We start from the raw sequence: 19,911 nt of genomic DNA on the forward strand, positions 1-19,911 counted from the left end.
ACTCAGGCGCCTGACCCATGACCGCAACCCTCCGCACTCCCAAACGTCTCCGCTGGCGCAGCCTGGTGCTCCTTGCTCTGCTCCTGACCCCGCTGCTCTGGCCGCTGCAACAACTGGCCGAGCGTTATTACAGCGCCGTGCTGAGTGAGCAGAACCGTCAGACCCTCGACCTGTACGTCGCCAACCTGCTCGGCACCCTGAACCGCTACGAGGTGCTGCCGCCGATCCTCGGGCAACTGCCGACCCTGCGCCAGCTGTTGCAGCAAAGCACCGATGAGCAGCTGCGCGACCAGACCAACCAGTTGCTGGCCGGCCTGCAGCAGCAGACCGGGGCCGACGTGATCTACCTGATGGACCCCGACGGCCAGACCCTGGCGGCCTCCAACTGGGATCAGGAAGACAGCTTCGTCGAGCGCAACTTTTCCTACCGCCCCTATTTCCGCGACGCCATGCAAGGCCGTTCCGGGCGTTTCTTCGGCCTCGGCACCACCTCCGGCAAGCGCGGCTACTTCTTCGCCGCCGCGGTACGCGAGGGCGCGCAGATCCTCGGCGTGCTGGTGGTCAAGGTCGACCTTGACCACACCGAAACCCTGTGGGGCAACCGCCCCGAGCAGTTGCTGGTCACCGACAACTACGGCGTGGTGATCCTCACCTCGCAGGCCGACTGGCGCTTCCATGCCACCCGCGAGCTGGACAATGCTGAACGTGTTGCGATTACCGCCACCCAGCCTTACCGCATCCAGTCGCCACCACCCCTGCAGCTCGAACCCACAGCCTGGCTTCGGCAGAGTCGCAGCCTCGACGATATCGACTGGACCGTAAGCATCCTGGCGCCGCGCCTGCTGCTCGATCGCCCCGTGCGCACCGCCGTGGCCATTGGTGGCGCGGCGCTGCTGGTGTTGATGCTGCTGCTCGGCCTGCTGGTGCAGCGCCGCCGTCATTACCTCGAGCGCATTGCCCTGGATGCGCGGGCCCGTCAGCAGCTGGAGCAGCGCGTGCAGGAGCGCACCCAGGACCTGGAGCGGCTCAACAGCCACCTGAAACAGGAAGTGCTGGAGCGCGAACACGCCCAGCAGGAACTGGTGCGCGCCCAGGACGAACTGGTCCAGGCCAGCAAGCTGTCGGCCCTGGGCACCATGAGCGCAAGCATCAGCCACGAACTCAATCAGCCGCTGGCGGCGATTCGCAGCTATGCCGACAATGCCGGCGTGCTGCTCGACCACCAGCGCAACGAAGACGCCCGCGCCAATCTCAAGCTGATCAGCCAGATGACCGAGCGCATGGCCTCGATCATTTCCCACCTGCGCGCCTTCGCTCGCCGTGACCGTCACGCCCCGGAAAGCGTGGCTCTGCAGCCGGCCCTGGACGACGCGTTGGCGCTGCTGGCCAAACGCCGCCGGGCGATGGAGGTCGAACTGATTCGCGACCTGCCCGAAGCCACCCTGTGGGTCCAGGCCGGCGAAACCCGCCTGCGCCAAGTGCTCGGCAACCTGCTGGCCAATGCCCTCGACGCCTTGGCCGAGAAAGCGCCGCCGCGGCGCATCTGGCTCAGCGCCGAACGCAGCACCGAGGGCGTCGACCTGCATCTGCGCGACAACGGCCCGGGATTCACTGCCGAAGCCCTGCAACGCGCCCGCGAACCTTTCTTCACCACCAAGACCAGCGCCCAGGGCCTGGGCCTGGGCCTGGCTATTTGCGATACCCTGATACGCGCCCTCGGCGGTGAACTGCTGCTGGCCAACCACCCCGACGGTGGCGCCCTGCTGACCCTGCGCCTGCGCGCCGCCGAACACGGCGTTAAAAACCAGTCGCCCGAGGACTTTTGCCTATGACCACCCTCGACCCACGTACCCAGGTGCTGTTGATCGACGACGACCCGCATCTGCGCCAGGCCCTGAGCCAAACGCTCGACCTGGCCGGGCTGCAAGTCGTCAGCCTGGCCGACGCCCGCGGCGTCGCCGCGCGCATCGGCCGCGACTGGGCGGGCGTGGTGGTCAGCGATATCCGCATGCCGGGCATCGACGGCATGCAGCTGCTCGAGCAGCTGCACGAGCAGGACCCTGACCTGCCGGTGCTGCTGATCACCGGCCATGGCGATGTCCCCCTGGCGGTGCAGGCGATGCGCGCCGGCGCCTATGACTTTCTGGAAAAACCCTTCGCCAGCGAAGACCTGCTCGACAGCGTACGCCGCGCCCTCGCTCTGCGCCGCCTGGTCCTGGATAACCGCAGCCTGCGCCTGGCCCTTGCCGACCGCCAGCAGTTGAGCGCGCGCCTGGTCGGACAGTCGCCGGCCATGGCGCGCCTGCGTGAGCAGATCGGTGCCCTGGCCAATATCAGCGCCGATGTATTGATCCTCGGTGAAACGGGGGCCGGCAAAGAAGTCGTCGCACGCGCCCTGCACGACCTGTCGAATCGCCGCGACGGCCCCTTTGTCGCCATCAACGCCGGTGCCCTCGCCGAGTCGGTGGTGGAAAGTGAACTGTTCGGCCACGAACCAGGGGCCTTTACCGGGGCGCAGAAACGCCGTATCGGCAAGTTCGAGTTCGCCAACGGCGGCACCCTGTTCCTCGATGAAATCGAGAGCATGAGCCTGGAAGTCCAGGTCAAGCTGCTGCGCCTGCTGCAGGAGCGGGTGGTCGAGCGCCTCGGCGGCAACCAGTTGATCCCGCTGAATATCCGCGTGATCGCCGCGACCAAGGAAGACCTGCGCCAGGCCGCCGACCAGGGCCGCTTCCGCGCCGACCTGTATTACCGCCTGAACGTCGCCCCGCTGCGCATTCCGGCCCTGCGCGAACGCGGCGACGACATCCTCGTGCTGTTCCAGCACTTCGCCGATGACGCCAGCACCCGCCACGGCCTGCCGGTACGCGAACTGCAGCCGGGGCAACGCGCCATGCTCCTGCGTCACCCCTGGCCGGGCAATGTGCGCGAACTGCAGAATGCCGCCGAGCGCTTCGCCATCGGTCTCGACCTGGGCCTGGATCTCGGCCTGGAGCTGAATCTGGACAACCCGCAGAGCGGCGTGCCGCCCAGCGGCAACCTCAGCGAACAGGTCGAAGCCTTCGAGCGGGCCATGATCGCCGCCGAACTGAGTCGTGCCCATGGCTCCCTGCGCAGCCTGGCCGAAGCCCTCGGCGTGCCGCGCAAGACCCTGCACGACAAATTGCGCAAGCATGGCCTGAGCGCGGCCGACACTGGCGGAAGCTCGCCAGACGACCTCGACTGACTGGCGGATTCCCGCCACCTCCACCTACTCCGGCACCGCATCACCCGCAGCAGCGACGCCGCAAACCACTAGCGGGAATCTATTGGTTCCCCGCACAAGCCAGCTGCCGCAAGGTGCCATCGCCTTCTGCCGAGGATGTTCCGCGATAGTTCGCAACCCCGACCTGCAATCTGGCATGGCGGTTGCTCTAGTACTTGCAGGTGATCCAGCAGGCACAAGTCCGGGCAATCGCTGCCCAGCGTCCGTCGTTTTCCGGCAGGCCGCCTAGACTTGATCTTGTTCGCCCGCTCTGCAGCGCTGCGGCGCATAACGAACCACAAAAACAAGAGGAAGCATTTCATGTTCAAACTGACTGCCAAGGCGCTGGCTTGCGCCCTGTCGCTGAGCATCGCCGGCATGGCCCAAGCGGCCGATCCGATTGTGATCAAGTTCTCCCACGTGGTCGCCGAACACACGCCGAAAGGCCAGGGTGCCGCGCTGTTCAAGAAGCTCGCCGAAGAACGTCTGGGCGACAAGGTCAAGGTCGAGGTCTACCCGAACTCCTCGCTGTTCGGCGATGGCAAGGAAATGGAAGCGCTGTTGCTCGGTGACGTGCAACTGATCGCCCCATCCCTGGCCAAATTCGAGCAATACACCAAGCAGGTCCAGGTGTTCGATCTGCCGTTCCTGTTCAAGGACATGGCCGCACTCGACCGTTTCCAGCAGAGCCCGCAAGGTCAGGCACTGCTGAAATCCATGGAAGACAAGAACATCACCGGCCTGGGTTACTGGCACAACGGCCTCAAGCAGCTGTCCGCCAACAAGCCGCTGCGTGAACCCAAAGATGCCCGTGGCCTGAAGTTCCGCGTACAGGCATCCGCCGTGTTGGAAGAGCAATTCAAGGCCGTGCGCGCCAACCCGCGCAAGATGAGCTTCGCCGAGGTTTACCAAGGCCTGCAGACTGGTGTGGTCAACGGTGCCGAGAACCCCTACTCGAACATCTACAGCCAGAAGATGCATGAAGTGCAGAAGTACATCACCGAGTCCAACCACGGTGTCCTCGACTACATGCTGATCACCAACACCAAGTTCTGGAACAGCTTGCCGGAAGATGTCCGCACCGAGCTGGACAAGATAATCGTGGAAGTGACCGCCGAGGTGAACAAGCAAGCCAACGAACTGAACGAGGGCGACAAGCAGCGCATCCTCGCCGCCAAGACCACCGAAATCATCAACCTGACCCCAGAGCAACGCGGCATGTGGCGCGATGCCATGAAGCCGGTATGGGCCATGTTCGAAGACGAAATCGGTGCCGACCTGATCAAGGCCGCCGACGCAGCCAACCAGTAGGGTGGGTCAGGCCGCGCAGGCCTAGCCGCATAGCGGCCTAACCCACCGGCAGCGGCGGCTGCTCGCCCCGCTGCCGGGCTACTGCGCCAGGGCACTGCCATCACAGGCGGCCCTGGCCCTCCCCTCCTCCACTGGAGATGCTATCGATGAACGCCTTGCGACGCGCGTATGATCACTTCGAAGAAGGCTTTATCGCCTTTCTCCTGGCGACCATGACGCTGGTGACATTCGTCTACGTGATCCTCAACAACCTCTACACCCTGTTCTACAACTGGGGCGATCGCTGGGAAGGCGCCAGCGACAACCTCTTCGCCATCGGCGACTTCATTCTCGGGCTGGCCCAGGACATGACCTGGAGCATCTCGCTGACCAAGGCACTGTTCGCCTGGCTGATCTTTTTCGGCCTGGCCTATGGCGTACGCACCGCCGGGCATATCGGCGTCGATGCGCTGGTCAAGCTGGCCAGCAAGCCGGTGCAGCGGATGATCGGCTTGATCGCCTGCCTGTGCTGCCTGGGCTATGCCGGGCTGATCGCGGTAGCCAGCTTCGACTGGATGCACACCCTGTTTGTCGCCAACATTGGCGCCGAGGACCTCGGTCACTACGGCATCAAGCAATGGCACATCACCCTGATCGTGCCATTCGGCTACGCCATGGTGTTTATTCGCTTCCTGGAAATCTTCGTGCGTATCCTGCGCCACCAGCAGACCGGACTCGGCCTGGCCGATGAAGCCGCCGAAGCCATGAAGCTGACCGAGCACGAGGAACCCAAGCAATGACCATTCTGTTCCTCTTCATTCTGCTGTTCGCGCTGATGTTCATTGGCGTGCCGGTTGCCGCGTCCCTCGGCCTGGCCGGCTCGGTGACCATCATGCTGTTCAGTCCGGATTCGGTGCGCTCGCTGGCGATCAAGCTGTTCGAGACCAGCGAGCACTACACCCTGCTGGCGATTCCGTTCTTCCTGCTGTCCGGCGCCTTCATGACCACCGGCGGCGTGGCCCAGCGCCTGATCGATTTCGCCAACGCCTGCGTCGGCCATATCCGTGGCGGTCTGGCGATCTCCGCGGTGATGGCCTGCATGCTATTCGCCGCGCTGTCCGGCTCCTCGCCAGCGACCGTGGCCGCCGTCGGCTCGATCGCCATCGCCGGCATGGTGCGCTCCGGCTACCCGCAAGCCTTCGGCGCCGGCATCGTCTGCAACGCCGGCACCCTGGGCATCCTGATTCCGCCGTCGATCGTCATGGTGGTGTATGCCGCCGCAACCGAGCAATCGGTCGGCAAGCTGTTCATGGCCGGTGTGGTACCCGGCCTGATGCTGGGCGTGGCCTTGATGGTGGCGATCTACATAGTCGCGCGCAAGATGGACCTGCCCTCCCTGCCGCGTGCCAGCCTCGGCGAACTGCTGAGAACCGCACGCAAGGCGATCTGGGGCCTGCTGTTGATGGTGATCATCCTCGGCGGCATCTACTCCGGCATGTTCACCCCGACCGAAGCGGCGGCGGTGGCGGCGGTCTACGCCGGTTTCGTCGCCCTGTTCGTGTACAAGGACATGCGTATCCGCGAGTGCCCCAAAGTGCTCCTGGAGTCCGGCAAGCTGACCATCATGCTGATGTTCATCATCGCCAACGCGATGCTCTTCGCCCACGTGCTGACCACCGAGCAGATCCCCCAGACCATCACCGCCCTGGTGATCGAGATGGGTCTGCAGCCGTGGCAATTCCTGCTGGTGGTGAACATCGTGCTGCTGGTCGCCGGCGCCTTCATGGAGCCCTCGGCGATCATCCTGATCCTCGCCCCGATCCTGTTTCCGATCGCCGTGCAGCTGGGCATCGACCCGATCCACCTGGGCATCATCATGGTGGTGAACATGGAGATCGGCCTGATCACCCCGCCGGTGGGCCTCAACCTGTTCGTCACCTCGGCGGTGACCGGCATGCCGCTGACCGCGGTGATCAAGGCCGCCTGGCCGTGGTTGATGCTGCTGCTGGGCTTCCTGATGATCATCACCTACGTCCCGGCCGTGTCCATGGCCCTGCCCAACTGGCTGGGCATGAGCTGATCGCGTTCGATTGAAGTGCTCCGCGTACCTTCTGCCCGGCCTCAGTGCCGGGCATTTTTTTGGGCATTATTCCGCTTACAGGTGGCACACGGGGAGTATTTTGCAGCTGCGGATGTAGCCGTGAAAGTCGTCTGGGCACAGTCAACAGGCGCGGCTGAGCCGCGGCCGCAGACGGCGACCGGACTCAACACCAAACAAGGACATCACCCGGGAGCATCCGGCCATCGGCTGACCACCTCGCCTCCCCTTGACCCAGGTCAGCACCGCCTGAGGGCCGACGTGGGTCAATGGCGATCGCCATACCCTCAAGGAGAGACACCATGCCCCAGGCTTCCACAAAATTGCGACTGGCCGCACTGGTCGCCCTGGTGGTGGGCTCGATGGTCGGCGGGGGAATCTTCTCGCTGCCACAGAACATGGCCGCCAGCGCCAGCGCTGGGGCCATCCTGATCGGCTGGGCCATCACCGCAGTCGGCATGCTGACCCTGGCCTTCGTCTTCCAGAGCCTGGCCGTGCGCAAACCGGAACTGGATGCCGGGGTCTACGCCTACGCCAAGGCCGGCTTTGGCGACTACATGGGTTTCTCCTCGGCCTGGGGCTACTGGATCAGCGCCTGGATCGGCAACGTCAGCTACTTCGTCCTGCTGTTCAGCACCCTTGGCTACTTCTTCCCGGTCTTTGGAAAAGGCAATACCTTGGCCGCCATCATCGGTGCCTCGCTGCTGCTCTGGGCCGTGCATTTTCTGGTGCTGCGCGGCATCCGCGAGGCGGCCTTGATCAACCTGGCGACCACCGTTGCCAAGATCGTGCCGCTCCTGCTGTTTGTCGTCCTCACCGCCATCGCCTTCAAGCTCGAGGTGTTCACCGCCGATTTCTGGGGGCGCGGCAACCTGGAGCTGGGCAGCGTGCTGGATCAGGTGCGCAACATGATGCTGGTCACCGTCTGGGTGTTTATCGGCATCGAAGGCGCCAGCGTCTATTCGGCGCGCGCCGAGAATCGCGCCGATGTCGGCAGGGCCACGGTGATCGGCTTCGTCGGCGTCTTGCTGCTGTTGGTGATGGTCAACGTGCTGTCCATGGGCATCCTCAGCCAGGCCGAACTGGCCGGATTGAAGAACCCCTCCATGGCCGGCGTGCTGCAACAGGTGGTCGGTCCCTGGGGCGCGGCGCTGATTGGCATCGGCCTGATCGTCTCGCTGCTCGGCGCGCTGCTGTCCTGGACCCTGCTGTGTGCGGAGATCCTGTTCGTCGGCGCGCGCGATCAGACCATGCCTAATTTCCTGAAAAAGGAAAACGCCAAGCACGTGCCGGTCAATGCGCTCTGGCTGTCCAACGGCCTGATCCAGCTGTTTCTGATCGTCACCCTGTTCAACGACGCCACCTACCTCAAGCTGCTGTACCTGGCCACTTCGATGATCCTGCTGCCATATTTCTGGTCCGCCGCCTATGCGGTGCTGCTGGCGGTACGCGGCGAGACCTACGAGGGCCAGCCCGGTGCACGGCGCAAGGATCTGCTGATCGGTCTGATCGCGGTGATCTATGCGGTGTGGCTGGTGTATGCCGGCGGGGTGCAGTACGTCCTGCTGTCGGCGCTGCTCTATGCGCCGGGCGTGCTGTTCTTCGCCAAAGCCAGGCGTGAGCAGGGCCAGGCTGTGTTCACCCGCGTGGAGCAACTGATCTTCCTGGCCGTGTTGACCGGTGCCGGCATTGCCGCCTATGGCCTCTATGCCGGCTTCCTCAGCCTCTAACAGAAGGATTCATGACATGAGTACTGGAAAACTCGGGGTGCACTCCGAAGTCGGCAAGCTGCGCAAGGTCATGGTCTGCTCGCCGGGCTTGGCGCACCTGCGCCTGACGCCGAACAACTGCGACGAGCTGCTGTTCGATGACGTGATCTGGGTCAGCCAGGCCAAGCGCGACCACTTCGACTTCGTCAGCAAGATGCGCGAGCGTGGCGTCGACGTGCTGGAGATGCACAACCTGCTGACCGATACCGTGCGCAACCCGCAAGCGTTGCAGTGGATTCTCGACCGCAAGATCACCGCCAACCTGGTCGGTATCGGCCTGCAGAACGAGGTGCGCAGCTGGCTGGAAAGCCAGGAACCTCGGGTTCTGGCCGAATACCTGATCGGCGGAGTGGCGGTGGCCGACTTGCTCAAAGGGCTGGGCGAAAGCGCCAGCCTGAAGATGCTCGGCGAGTTTATCGGCCCGGCCAGCTTTGTCGTGCCACCGCTACCCAATACCCTGTTCACCCGTGACACCAGCTGCTGGATATACGGCGGCGTCACCCTCAACCCGATGCATTGGCCGGCGCGCCGTCAGGAAACCCTGCTGGCCACGGCGATCTACCGGTTCCACGCCGATTTCGCCAACGCCGAGTTCGAGACTTGGTACGGCGACCCGGATCTCGACCACGGCTCGGCCAGCCTGGAAGGGGGCGATGTGATGCCAATTGGCAATGGTGTGGTGCTGATCGGCATGGGCGAGCGCAGTTCGCGCCAGGCCATCGGCCAGTTGGCGCAGAACCTGTTCGCCAAGGGCGCGGTCGAGCGGGTGATAGTCGCCGGCCTGCCGCAGTCGCGAGCGGCCATGCACCTGGACACGGTGTTCAGCTTCTGCGATCGCGACCTAGTGACGATCTTCCCCGACGTGGTCAACCAGATCGTAGCGTTCAGCCTGCGCCCCGACCCGAGCAAACCGGGCGGCATCGATATTCGCCGCGAGGACCAGCCGTTCCTGCAGGTGGTGGCCGAAGCGCTGAACCTCAAGCAACTGCGCGCCGTGCAAACCGGTGGCGACAGCTACGAGGCCGAGCGCGAGCAGTGGGACGACGGCAACAATGTGCTGGCCCTCGAGCCGGGCGTGGTGATCGGCTATGACCGCAACACCTACACCAATACCCAACTGCGCAAGGCCGGGGTGGAAGTCATCACCATCGATGCCAGCGAACTGGGCCGCGGGCGCGGCGGCGGCCATTGCATGAGCTGCCCAATCGCCCGCGATTCTGCCGATTACTAATTGCGCACGGCAGGCTTTACCCAGGCCTGCACGTCCATTTCTCACAAGGAAACTGTCATGGCGTTCAATCTGCACAACCGCAACCTGCTCAGCCTGATGCATCACAGCCCCCAGGAACTGCGCTATCTGCTGGACTTGGCCCGCGACCTGAAACGCGCCAAGTACACTGGCACCGAGCAGCAGCACCTGCAGCGCAAGAACATCGCCCTGATCTTCGAGAAGAGTTCGACCCGCACCCGCTGCGCCTTCGAGGTCGCGGCCCATGACCAGGGCGCCCATGTCACCCTGATAGAGCCGGGCTCCTCGCAGATCGGCCACAAGGAGAGCATGAAGGACACCGCCCGCGTGCTGGGGCGCATGTTCGACGCCATCGAGTACCGAGGCTTCGGCCAGGAAATAGTCGAGGAGCTGGCCAAGTACGCCGGCGTACCGGTGTTCAATGGCCTGACTGCAGAATTTCACCCGACCCAGATGATTGCCGACGTGCTGACGATGCGCGAGCACAGCGACAAACCGCTGCATGACATCAGCTACGCCTACCTCGGTGATGCCCGCTACAACATGGGCAACTCGCTGCTGCTGATCGGCGCCAAGCTGGGCATGGACGTGCGCATCGGGGCGCCCAAGCAACTCTGGCCGGCAGCCGAGTTTGTCGCCCAATGCCAAGCCTTCGCCGACGCCAGTGGCGCGCGCCTGACCCTCACCGATGACCCCAGGGAAGCGGTCAAGGGCGTCGATTTCATCCACACCGATGTCTGGGTTTCCATGGGCGAACCCGCGGAGGCCTGGGACCAGCGCATCGCCCAGCTGCTGCCCTACCAGGTGAATGCGCAGATGATCAAAGCCGCGGGCAATCCCCGGGTGAAATTCATGCATTGCCTGCCGGCCTTTCATAACAGCGAGACCGAAGTGGGCAAGGAGTTGGCCGAGCGCCACCCCAATCTGGCAAACGGCGTGGAAGTCACCGAAGAGGTGTTCGAGTCGCCGGCCAATATTGCCTTCGATCAGGCGGAAAACCGCATGCACACCATCAAGGCCATTCTAGTTTCGGCGCTGGCTGATATCTGACCACTGACCCGTCCGTGCGGCGGTCGCCGGACAGCCAGCGGGCTCCGCGGCTGCCCGGCCAGTCGCGGGCAGGCAAGGCCATCACCTTCCAGGAGACAAGCACCATGCGTATCGTCGTTGCACTGGGCGGTAACGCCCTCCTTCGCCGGGGGGAAGCCATGACCGCGGACAATCAACGGATCAATATCCGTATCGCCGCCGAACAGCTGGCCAAGATCGCGCCCGGTATCGAGCTGGTGGTGGCGCACGGCAATGGCCCCCAGGTCGGCCTGCTGTCCCTGCAGGCCGCCGCTTACACCGCGCTCAACCCCTACCCGCTGGATGTGCTGGGCGCCGAAACCGAAGGCATGATCGGCTACATGATCGAACAGGAGCTGGGTAACCTGCTGCCCGTCGAGGTGCCTTTCGCCACCCTGCTGACCCAGGTGGAGGTCGACCCGGCCGACCCGGCCTTTCAACACCCGAGCAAACCGATCGGCCCGGTCTACAGCAAGGCCGAGGCCGAGCGCCTGGCCGCCGAACATGGCTGGAGCATCGCCGCCGATGGCGACCGGTTTCGCCGCGTGGTCGCCAGCCCACGGCCGACACGGATCTTCGAACTCCGCCCGATCAAGTGGCTGCTGGAGAAAGGCACGGTGGTGATCTGCGCCGGTGGCGGTGGCATTCCTTGCGTCTACGATGCCAAGCGCAAGCTGCACGGCGTCGAGGCGGTGATCGACAAGGACCTCTGTTCGGCGCTGCTGGCCGAACAGCTGGAGAGCGATCTGCTGGTGATCGCCACCGATGTCAGCGCGGTATTCCGCGACTGGGGCCAGGCGACGCAAAAAACCATCAGCGCCGCCCACCCGGACGCACTGGCCGAGCTCGACTTTGCCGCCGGCTCCATGGGGCCCAAGGTTCAGGCCGCCTGCGAGTTCGCCCGCAATACCGGCAAGGTCGCGGTGATCGGCTCGCTGGCGGATATTGAAGCCATCGTCCAGGGCAAGGCCGGCACCCGGATCAGCACGGCGCAAACGGGCATTGTTTACCGCTGACTGCCACTATCCATACTCACAGGAGCCTCGCCATGAGCGAACCCGGCCATCTGCATATCACCCGTGCGCCCTTGCAGCCCAACGACTTTGGCTACGACATCAACCTCGAGTATCACGTGGTCAATGACCCCGCGACGGGCACGGCCATGCACTTCAGCATGCGCGGTGAAATCAACGGCACGGCCTTCACCGAGGAATTCGAACTGCCCAGGGACATGGCGTGCAACTTTGCCAGCAACTATTTCCACCTGGCGCAGAAACACGGCCTGCCGAAAACGGCGAATATCATTTCAATGCACCACAAATACGATGTCATGTTCGAAGACATCCGCCAGCGCCTCGACCTCAAGTCCGGTGAGGCGGTGCAACCTGAGCACCTGGCATAAGCCTCACGCTCTCGACCGCCTGAACCGGACAGCGCCTAGCGCGACGTCAGCGACTCGTACCCGGAGATCACCTCGAACAACTCGGCATCGATGCTGCTCTGGCGCAGGCTGTTGAAGCGATTGTGCAGCTGCGCCAACAGCTCCTCGATATTCTTATCCGCCCGCTGCATTGCCGTCAGGCGGCTGGCGTTCTCGCCGGCCAGCGACTCGGCGCAGGCGCGAAACAGCGAAATGAACAGGTATTCGCGGATCAGCGCGCGCAGGGTCTGCCGGGCATCGTGAAGAATTTCCGGCAGCGCGGCGCTGGGCCAGGGGAGCTGCGCCAGATCCTGCTGCCACTGCCGGTCCAGGGGCAACAGCCGCTGACTGACAGGTGCGTAGCTCATGCCGACCTGCGGACGATTACGAAACACATAAAAACGCGCCCGCTCATTGGTCAGGTGCGCCTCGCTGTCCAGCTGAATCTGCCCCACCAGCGGCGCAATGCCCTTGACCGAACTGGGCACCCGGAACAACCCCTTGAGCGGCAGACCAGCCTGCTCCAGGCAGCCATGCACACGCTCGCCCACCGCCCAGACCTGCAGGTCGCCGTGGATATCGGCGAGGGTCTGGATAGCGAATTCGGCCACCCGCTCATTGAACTGGCCCACCAGCCCCTGGTCAGAGCCAAACACGATAGCGCCGATGGCGTCCTTCGTTCCGGGCGCGGGCACGATGGCCCGGCGCGCCTGGGCCTGAGGTTGGCGCAGACACAGGCTCAGGCCCAGCTCGACGCTGCGACAGTACTCGGCCAGGGCCAGCACCGATTGCTCATACTGGCCGATGTTGGCGCCAGCCAGGGCTTTCATCGAACGCACCACCGACTGCAGGTCGGCGGCACTGGCGATGCTGCGGCGCAGGCTGGCCGAGGTATCGCTCATGGCCGGCTCTCGGCATGGCTATCCGGCTCAGCCGCCACCTGAGTGGCGGCCGCGGGTGCGCTCTCGGCCTGAAAGGCCTGCAGCGCCTGACGAGCGGCCTCGATAATGGCCTCGCGGACGTCATCGCGCAGCTTGCCCGCCGCCTACAGGCGCTCGCGCAGTCCCTCGGGCAAGTGCACTGCCGCCGCGGCGACCGCCACGCCCGATTTCGCTTCAAGGGCTTTGGCATCAGGCGCTGCAGGCCGGCTGTTCATGGGCTCAACTCGGTGGAACTGAATGAACACTATCTATCCGACGATAGCACAAGCAGCCACGGCCTCCCGCTCCTGCGCCCTGGGCCGCAGCTGCGACCGGCAGACCGTTATTGCGCTGCCATCCCCCTGGCCTGCTCGCGCAGGACGAACTTCTGCACCTTGCCGGTGGAGGTCTTCGGCAGGGCGGTGAACACCACGCAACCGGGCACCTTGAAACGCGCCATGCGTTGCTGGCAGAAGGCAATCACCTCGGCCTCCGTCAGCGCCACACCCGGCTTGGGGGTGACGAAGGCGCAGGGAGTTTCACCCCACTTGTCGCTGGGCATGGCGACTACCGCGGCCTCAAGAATCTGCGGATGGCGGTAGAGCACGTCTTCCACCTCGATCGAGGAGATGTTCTCGCCACCGGAAATGATGATGTCCTTGGAGCGATCCTTGATCTCGACGTAACCGTCGGCATGCCACACCGCCAGGTCGCCAGAATGGAACCAGCCACCAGCAAAGCACTCGGCAGTCGCCGTGGGGTTCTTCAGGTAGCCCTTCATCACCACATTGCCACGCATCATGATCTCGCCGATGCTCTGACCGTCCTTGGGCACCGGTTGCAGACTGTCCGGATCGGCCACCATCAGGCCGTCGAGCAGCGGCGCACGCACACCCTGACGGGACTTGAGGCGGGCACGCTGCTCGGGGGTTTCACTGTCCCACTCCGCCTTCCATTCGCAGGCCACGCTGGGGCCGTAGGTTTCGGTCAGGCCATAGACGTGGGTGACGCGGAATTCCATTGCTTCCATGGCCTCGATCACCGCCGCGGGTGGCGCGGCGCCGGCAGTCAGCACCTTGACCGGACGGGTCTTCAGCGCCTTCAGGTCATCGGCGGCATTGGCCAGCATGTTCAACACGATCGGCGCGCCACAGAAGTGGTCGACCGCGTGCTCGGCGATCAGCGGGTAGATGGCCTCGGCGCGCACATGGCGCAGGCACACATTGACCCCAACATAGGCTGCCAGCGCCCAGGGGAAGCACCAGCCGTTGCAGTGGAACATCGGCAGCGTCCACAGGTACACCGGGAAGCGGCTCATGTCCCAACACATGGCGTTAGACAGGGCATTCAGGTGCGCGCCGCGGTGGTGGTAGACCACGCCCTTGGGGTTACCGGTGGTGCCGGAGGTGTAGTTGAGCGAGATCGCCTGCCACTCATCGGCGGGCATCTCCCAGGCGTAGTCGGCGTCGCCTTCGGCCAGCAGTGCCTCGTAGTCGAACTGGCCGATCAGTTGGCCATCCTGATACTCAGGGTCGTCGATGCCGATAATCAACGGACGGCTGGGCAGGTGACTGGTGGCGCGCTGCACCAGTTCGCCGAATTCCTTGTCGACCAGCAGCACCTTGGCTTCGCCATGCTGCAGGATGAAGGCAATGGCTTCGGCATCCAGGCGGGTGTTGATGGCGTTGAGCACGGCGCCGCACATGGGCACGCCGAAATGCGCCTCGAACATCGCCGGGCCGTTCGGCGCGATCACCGCCACCGTATCGCCCAGGCCAATGCCGCGTTGCGCCAGGGCCGAGGCCAGGCGAATACAGCGGCTGTACGTCTCACCCCAGGTCTGGCGCAGGCTACCGTTGATCAGTGCCGTGCGCTGCGGGTAGACACTCGCGGCGCGCTCGAGAAAACTCAAGGGACTGAGTGCCTGGAAGTTCGCCGCATCGCGCGGCATGCCATATTCGTAGGGGTTGAGGCTGTGCATTATTATTCTCCAGCGGAACCTTGGACTGAAGAAACCTTAGCAGGAGTATGGTCTTACCGAAGCGCTACCTTGGTCGAAGCAGTGACTCACAAGTCATAAATCACGTCAGCATAATCACCCGAACAATCGAGCCACTGCTCGCCCCATTGAATGTCCCCCGTGTTTTCGGGTTCCTGGGCGAGCGACAAGCAGGTATCGCTTCATCTGAGCTTGTCCGGCGTATTTATTTGAAGGAGTTTCCCGCGTGAAGTCTCGCTTACCCGTGATTGTTGGTTTTGGTGGTTATAACGCAGCCGGCCGCAGCTCCTTCCACCACGGTTTCCGCCGTACCGTGATCGAGTCGATGGACCTGCGCGCACGTCAGGAAACCCTCGCCGGCTTGGCCGTGATGATGAAACTGCTGCAGGTAGTCGACGGCAGCTACCAGACCACCGACGGCACGCCGCTGAGCCTGGCCGAGATCGACAGCCGTTTTGCCGAACAGATCCTCGCCTCGACCCTGGTGCGGCGCATCGAAAAGCAGCACCTGGATGTCGACGCGGCCCATTGGCAGAAGAACATCAGCGTCAGCGCTACGCCCGATACCCCACTGAGCTTCATCAGCAACCGCAAGCAACTGCCCGAGCCACTGCCGGCCAACTGGTCGGTGGAGCAGCTCAATGCCACCGAGGTGCGCGTCAGCCTGCACGACAGCTGCGATTTCAAGGTCGACAGTTACCGCGCCTTGCCGGTGAAATCCGCCGGCCAGCTGCCTACCGGTTTCGAGCCGAGCGAACACTACAACTCGCGCTTCCACCCGCGCGGCCTGAGCATGGCCATCGTCGGGGTAACCGATGCCCTGCGCTCGACCGGCCTGCCCTGGCAGTCGATCGTCGACCGGGTACAACCGGACGAAGTGGCGGTGTTCGCCAGCTGCATCATGAGCCAACTCGACGAAAATGGTTTCGGCGGCATGATGCAGTCGCGCCTAAAAGGCGGCCGGGTCACCGCCAAGCAGCTGGCGCTGGGCCTCAACAGTATGCCGGCGGACTTCATCAACGCCTACGTGCTCGGCAGTGTCGGCAGTACCGGCAGCATCACTGGCGCCTGCGCCACCTTTCTCTACAACCTGCAGAAGGGCATCGAGCAGATCAGCACCGGCAAGGCCCGGGTGGTGATCGTCGGCAGCAGCGAAGCACCGGTCAATCAGGAATGCATCGAGGGTTACGGCGCCATGGGCGCCCTGGCCACCGAAGAGGGCCTGCGCCAGATCGAAGGCCAGCAACAGGTGGACTTCCGTCGCGCCAGCCGCCCGTTCGGCGACAACTGCGGCTTCACCCTGGCCGAGGCTTGCCAGTTCGTGGTGCTGATGGACGACGAGCTGGCCCTGGAGCTGGGTGCCGACATCCACGGCGCGGTGCCGGACGTCTTCGTCAACGCCGACGGCTTCAAGAAATCCATCTCCGCCCCCGGCCCCGGTAATTACCTGACCGTATCCAAGGCCGTGGCCAGCGCCGTGCAACTACTTGGCCTCGATGCCGTGCGCCAGCGCAGCTTCGTCCACGCCCACGGTTCCAGCACCCCGGCCAACCGCACCACCGAATCGGAACTGCTGGATCGCATCGCAGCCGCCTTCGCCATCGAGCAATGGCCGGTGACCGCGGTCAAGGCCTTCGTTGGCCACTCCCTGGCCACCGCCAGCGGCGACCAGGTGATCTCCGCGCTGGGCAGCTTCAAGTACGGCATCATCCCCGGGATCAAGACCATCGACGCGGTCGCCGACGACGTCCAGCAGAAGCACCTGAACATCGCCACCGAGGATCGCCAACTGGGCCAGCAGGCGCTGGACGTGTGCTTCATCAACTCCAAGGGCTTCGGCGGCAACAACGCCAGCGCCGTGGTCCTGGCCCCCCACGTGGTCGACAAGATGCTGCGCAAGCGTCATGGTGCCGAGGCCTTCGAGGCCTATTGCGCGCGCCGTGAACAGACCCGCGCCGCCGCCCGCGCCTATGACGAACAGGCCATGCAGGGACAACTGGAAATCATCTACAACTTCGGCCGCGACCTGATCGACGACAAGGCCATCGAGCTGGGCACCGACCAGATCAAGGTGCCGGGCTTCGCTCAGCCGCTGGTGTTCCGGCAGGATGATCGCTTCGCCGACATGCTCGACTGACAACCAACCTCGAGGCTGCGGACCTGCCCGGATCGCTCTTAGGGGTATCGAGTCATGCCGTTGCCTGCCAATAAAAATGCCGCTCACCGGGTTCAGGTGAACGGCATTGCGGTCTAGGGCCGGGATGGATGACTTGCCGCTGACGTGCGGCGCAATGGCTTACCAGCCGACACCAAAGCCCAGGCTATAGTGGGTTTCGTCTTTGTCGCCTTCCGAGCCACTGACTATATCTTTCTCGGCCTTCATGTTCAGTGAAGCCCAGTCGGTGACCTTGTAGCGCAGGCCGACCGCTGAATCCAGGGTGTAGTCGGCGACATTGGCCAGCGGCTTGCCGACCTCACCGTTGCTGAACAGCTCGACACTCTTGCCAACCAGATAGCGGTTGTAGTCCCACTTCATGCTCGCGGCATAGAAGTTATCCTTCCCGCCATTGGCATACAGGTAGTCGGTGCGGTTCATCAACCCGGTAACGGACAAGGCGCCTAATTCGTTATCCCAGAACTGGTAACCCGGACCGGTACCGACCGTGCGCTCGCGCCGCAGATCTTCGATCAGATCGCGCTTGTATTCGAGACGCCCCTCCCAGAACCAGTGTTCATCGAGGAAACGATCGAGGGCATACTCGGCACCCCAGTTATCGGTGGCCACTACGCCGTCCTGGAACTCGCGGTTGTAATCGGCCGCGGCATTGTGCCGCCAGAGACCGTGGCGCATCTGGGTTTTCAGGTCGACATCATAGTCATCGGTATCAGTTTCGGCGCGTTTGTAGTCCAGCGCCGCGTCGATATTGCCCTTCCAGGTCAGATCCTCGACCAGGGGCTTGGGCTTCATGATCCGCTCGATACTCGCCAGCTCGATGGTTCTCGGCCCTTCGCCATTGGCCAGGGTGACCTTGCCCTGCTCGGCAGCCAGCAGGGCTTTGGCCCGCTCACCGGTCAGCTTGCCTTCCTTGATCAGCAACTCCTGGTCGCTCTCGAGGGTGGCGATCTTCTTCCAGTCCAGCGCAATCGAGCCACCGTAATCGGTTTGCAGGAGCAGTTTTTTCCCTTCGAAGAATTTGATCGTACCGCTCAATCGATCACCGTTTTTCAACCACACGGTATCGGCCAGCAGAGGACTGGCCGCTGCCGAAAGGGCCAGGCATAGCAGGGTTCTGAAAATCATAAGAATGCTTGAAAAGCTCTGATTGAATAAACGCCGGGCATTATGCGCAAGCCCAAACTCTGAGCAAGAACTGACCGTCGGAATTAATCGGAGTTCAAGCCAAGCGACCGACGCCATACCGGCAAGAACCTACCAGCCGAACCCGAACCCCATCAGATAGTGGCGTTCGGATGAGGTGCGCCCCAGGCCACGGATTTGATCCAGTTCGTACAACAGCGACAGGCGGGCCCAGCTGTTGAGCCGATAGCGCAGGCCGAACTCGCTATCGAGCACATAGTCGATTTCAGCGATTTCGGGGATATGCAGTTCGGCGTTGCTATAGAACTCCAGGCGGGTGCCCCGCAGCAGGCGCTTGTAATCCCACTCCAGAGAGAAAGTGCTTAACGTCAGATCATCTGCGGTTGTATCGAAGTGAACACGATTGAACTGGCCGATCAGATCGAAGCGCCCCAACTCGTTATTCCAGAAGCGATAGCCGGGTCCGGTGCCGACCATCTGCTGACGTTTGAAGAACTCGAACTGATCTTCCTGCTGTCCGCCACCAACGCGCCAGAACCAGTGTTCGGTGAGGAAGCGGTCAAGGTCGTACTCCAGTTTCCAGTTATCGTCGACCTTGCTGCCGTTCTTGATCTCGTGTTCCAGATCGCCGATCAGGAGATGCCGCCAGCGACCATGCTCGATCCGGGTGTTGCCCTTGAGCTTCCACTCATCGGAGACATCCTCGTTGCGCTCCATATCCAGCTTGGCGTCAAGATTGCCCTCCCAGAGCCGATCTTGCAGCACCGCTCGTGGCGGCACCAGACGGGTAATACTGGCCAGCGGCACGGTCTGGACGGTCGCATTGATGACCCGCACCATGCCTTTGCCTGCCGCAGCCAACTGCTTGCTGTGCTCGCTGTCCAACCCCTGGCGACGCAGCAACAGGGGTTGGTCCGAACGCAAGGTATCGATATCCTTCCAGTCAATCAGCACCTGGCCCGCATAGCGGGTTTTCAGCGCCAGCTTGCCGCCGTCAAGCAGCAGGATATCGCCGCTCAGGCGGTCGCCATTATTCAGCCAGACTGTGTCCGCCGACACTGGCATGGCCAAGCCAACGAATGCAGATAACAGCAGGATGCGCACTAGCATGATCGGTCGACAACCACCAGGTCAGGGTGAGGCTGCCAATCATGCCGCTTCGCCCCGGTTAGCAGCAAGCCAGGAGGCACGACGCGAGGCGCTGTATATGGCGCTCGCACAGGTTCCTCCGGGCAAGGTAGTCAGCTATGGCCAACTGGCTGAACTGGCGGGCCTTGGCCGTGCCGCGCGCTGGGTAGGACGCAGCCTTAGCCAGCTGTCGCAGGGGACGACGCTGCCCTGGCATCGGGTAATCGCCGCCAGCGGTCGCCTGAGCCTGCCGGCGGGCAGTGATTCCGGCGCGGAGCAACGGCAGCGCTTGCGGGCCGAAGGCGTGCTGGTCATCAATGATCGTGTGGATATCCGACGGCACGGCTGGCGCCCAATGGAGCACAGCGGTTAGAGTGCGCCCAGAATCCACTTTCTCTTTGCCGACA

Annotated in this window: 16 protein-coding genes; 12 read left to right on the forward strand and 4 right to left on the reverse strand. The window is 63.4% G+C overall.

Translation table 11 applies throughout. From position 1 onward, the window contains the following. The first annotated feature begins 17 nt into the window (after positions 1–17). The 10 genes from LJY18_RS03785 to LJY18_RS03830 all read left to right on the forward strand — a co-directional run bounded on the left by LJY18_RS03785 (position 18) and on the right by LJY18_RS03830 (position 12,120). The gene (locus LJY18_RS03785; protein ID WP_238040456.1) at positions 18–1,832 is read left to right on the forward strand and encodes a sensor histidine kinase; all 1,815 of its coding nucleotides are present in this window, start codon (positions 18–20) and stop codon (positions 1,830–1,832) included. Continuing rightward, a complete protein-coding gene (locus LJY18_RS03790; RefSeq protein ID WP_238040457.1) occupies positions 1,829–3,226 on the forward strand; it encodes a sigma-54-dependent transcriptional regulator in 1,398 nt (465 codons plus the stop codon). Before LJY18_RS03785 ends, LJY18_RS03790 begins: the two co-directional genes overlap by 4 nt. Before the next feature lie 339 nt (positions 3,227–3,565). Next, positions 3,566–4,555 (forward strand): C4-dicarboxylate TRAP substrate-binding protein DctP, encoded by a 990-nt coding sequence (gene dctP / locus LJY18_RS03795; RefSeq protein WP_238040458.1) that lies wholly within the window; start codon positions 3,566–3,568, stop codon positions 4,553–4,555. A gap of 146 nt (positions 4,556–4,701) precedes the next feature. Beyond that, positions 4,702–5,334 carry a TRAP transporter small permease gene (locus tag LJY18_RS03800; RefSeq protein WP_238040459.1) on the forward strand — a complete coding sequence of 211 codons (633 nt, stop codon included), beginning with the start codon at positions 4,702–4,704 and terminating at the stop codon, positions 5,332–5,334. Continuing rightward, on the forward strand, positions 5,331–6,614 hold the full coding sequence (gene dctM, locus LJY18_RS03805) for a C4-dicarboxylate TRAP transporter large permease protein DctM (protein WP_238040460.1): 1,284 nt from the start codon (positions 5,331–5,333) through the stop codon (positions 6,612–6,614). The genes LJY18_RS03800 and dctM overlap by 4 nt, the downstream gene beginning before the upstream one ends. Before the next feature lie 320 nt (positions 6,615–6,934). Next, the gene (gene arcD / locus LJY18_RS03810) at positions 6,935–8,362 is read left to right on the forward strand and encodes an arginine-ornithine antiporter (protein WP_238040461.1); all 1,428 of its coding nucleotides are present in this window, start codon (positions 6,935–6,937) and stop codon (positions 8,360–8,362) included. Between the two features lie 16 nt (positions 8,363–8,378). Then, the gene (gene arcA, locus LJY18_RS03815) at positions 8,379–9,632 is read left to right on the forward strand and encodes an arginine deiminase (RefSeq protein ID WP_238040462.1); all 1,254 of its coding nucleotides are present in this window, start codon (positions 8,379–8,381) and stop codon (positions 9,630–9,632) included. A gap of 57 nt (positions 9,633–9,689) precedes the next feature. Beyond that, positions 9,690–10,700 carry an ornithine carbamoyltransferase gene (locus tag LJY18_RS03820; RefSeq protein ID WP_238040463.1) on the forward strand — a complete coding sequence of 337 codons (1,011 nt, stop codon included), beginning with the start codon at positions 9,690–9,692 and terminating at the stop codon, positions 10,698–10,700. A gap of 104 nt (positions 10,701–10,804) precedes the next feature. Then, positions 10,805–11,734 (forward strand): carbamate kinase, encoded by a 930-nt coding sequence (gene arcC, locus LJY18_RS03825; protein ID WP_238040464.1) that lies wholly within the window; start codon positions 10,805–10,807, stop codon positions 11,732–11,734. Between the two features lie 32 nt (positions 11,735–11,766). Next, the gene (locus LJY18_RS03830) at positions 11,767–12,120 is read left to right on the forward strand and encodes a DUF5064 family protein (protein WP_238040465.1); all 354 of its coding nucleotides are present in this window, start codon (positions 11,767–11,769) and stop codon (positions 12,118–12,120) included. A gap of 35 nt (positions 12,121–12,155) precedes the next feature. On the opposite strand, the gene LJY18_RS03835 is transcribed toward LJY18_RS03830, so the two are convergent. Then, positions 12,156–13,040, reverse strand: coding sequence for a F0F1 ATP synthase subunit gamma (locus LJY18_RS03835; RefSeq protein WP_238040466.1), 885 nt, complete (start codon positions 13,038–13,040; stop codon positions 12,156–12,158). A 361-nt stretch (positions 13,041–13,401) separates the two neighbouring features. Then, positions 13,402–15,039 carry an acyl-CoA synthetase gene (locus LJY18_RS03840; RefSeq protein ID WP_238040467.1) on the reverse strand — a complete coding sequence of 546 codons (1,638 nt, stop codon included), beginning with the start codon at positions 15,037–15,039 and terminating at the stop codon, positions 13,402–13,404. A 244-nt stretch (positions 15,040–15,283) separates the two neighbouring features. On the opposite strand from LJY18_RS03840, the gene LJY18_RS03845 reads away from it, so the two are divergent. Beyond that, positions 15,284–17,194: a beta-ketoacyl synthase gene (locus tag LJY18_RS03845; protein ID WP_238040468.1), complete on the forward strand. Its 1,911-nt coding sequence runs from the start codon at positions 15,284–15,286 to the stop codon at positions 17,192–17,194. A gap of 159 nt (positions 17,195–17,353) precedes the next feature. Here LJY18_RS03845 and LJY18_RS03850 read toward each other — a convergent pair whose 3' ends face one another. Beyond that, entirely contained in the window at positions 17,354–18,358 is a 1,005-nt protein-coding gene (locus LJY18_RS03850) for a DUF481 domain-containing protein (protein ID WP_238040469.1), read from the reverse strand. Between the two features lie 129 nt (positions 18,359–18,487). After that, on the reverse strand, positions 18,488–19,486 hold the full coding sequence (locus LJY18_RS03855) for a DUF481 domain-containing protein (RefSeq protein ID WP_238040470.1): 999 nt from the start codon (positions 19,484–19,486) through the stop codon (positions 18,488–18,490). Here LJY18_RS03855 and LJY18_RS03860 point away from each other — a divergent pair. Then, positions 19,485–19,877 (forward strand): MGMT family protein, encoded by a 393-nt coding sequence (locus tag LJY18_RS03860; RefSeq protein ID WP_269137662.1) that lies wholly within the window; start codon positions 19,485–19,487, stop codon positions 19,875–19,877. The genes LJY18_RS03855 and LJY18_RS03860 overlap by 2 nt on opposite strands. The last annotated feature ends 34 nt before the right edge of the window (positions 19,878–19,911 follow it).

Origin of the sequence: Pseudomonas sp. MMS21 TM103 (assembly GCF_022132145.1) — a bacterium.
Classification (GTDB): Bacteria; Pseudomonadota; Gammaproteobacteria; order Pseudomonadales; family Pseudomonadaceae; genus Aquipseudomonas.

Bases quoted from the DNA above. Each gene is read 5' to 3' on its own strand.
- arcC (WP_238040464.1), top strand. From the start codon at position 10,805: ATGCGTATCGTCGTTGCACTGGGCGGTAACGCCCTCCTTCGCCGGGGG.
- dctP (WP_238040458.1), top strand. From the start codon at position 3,566: ATGTTCAAACTGACTGCCAAGGCGCTGGCTTGCGCCCTGTCGCTGAGC.
- LJY18_RS03820 (WP_238040463.1), top strand. From the start codon at position 9,690: ATGGCGTTCAATCTGCACAACCGCAACCTGCTCAGCCTGATGCATCAC.
- LJY18_RS03790 (WP_238040457.1), top strand. From the start codon at position 1,829: ATGACCACCCTCGACCCACGTACCCAGGTGCTGTTGATCGACGACGAC.
- LJY18_RS03860 (WP_269137662.1), top strand. From the start codon at position 19,485: ATGATCGGTCGACAACCACCAGGTCAGGGTGAGGCTGCCAATCATGCC.
- LJY18_RS03835 (WP_238040466.1), bottom strand. From the start codon at position 13,040: ATGAGCGATACCTCGGCCAGCCTGCGCCGCAGCATCGCCAGTGCCGCC.
- LJY18_RS03840 (WP_238040467.1), bottom strand. From the start codon at position 15,039: ATGCACAGCCTCAACCCCTACGAATATGGCATGCCGCGCGATGCGGCG.
- arcD (WP_238040461.1), top strand. From the start codon at position 6,935: ATGCCCCAGGCTTCCACAAAATTGCGACTGGCCGCACTGGTCGCCCTG.
- LJY18_RS03850 (WP_238040469.1), bottom strand. From the start codon at position 18,358: ATGATTTTCAGAACCCTGCTATGCCTGGCCCTTTCGGCAGCGGCCAGT.
- dctM (WP_238040460.1), top strand. From the start codon at position 5,331: ATGACCATTCTGTTCCTCTTCATTCTGCTGTTCGCGCTGATGTTCATT.
- LJY18_RS03785 (WP_238040456.1), top strand. From the start codon at position 18: ATGACCGCAACCCTCCGCACTCCCAAACGTCTCCGCTGGCGCAGCCTG.
- arcA (WP_238040462.1), top strand. From the start codon at position 8,379: ATGAGTACTGGAAAACTCGGGGTGCACTCCGAAGTCGGCAAGCTGCGC.
- LJY18_RS03800 (WP_238040459.1), top strand. From the start codon at position 4,702: ATGAACGCCTTGCGACGCGCGTATGATCACTTCGAAGAAGGCTTTATC.
- LJY18_RS03830 (WP_238040465.1), top strand. From the start codon at position 11,767: ATGAGCGAACCCGGCCATCTGCATATCACCCGTGCGCCCTTGCAGCCC.
- LJY18_RS03855 (WP_238040470.1), bottom strand. From the start codon at position 19,486: ATGCTAGTGCGCATCCTGCTGTTATCTGCATTCGTTGGCTTGGCCATG.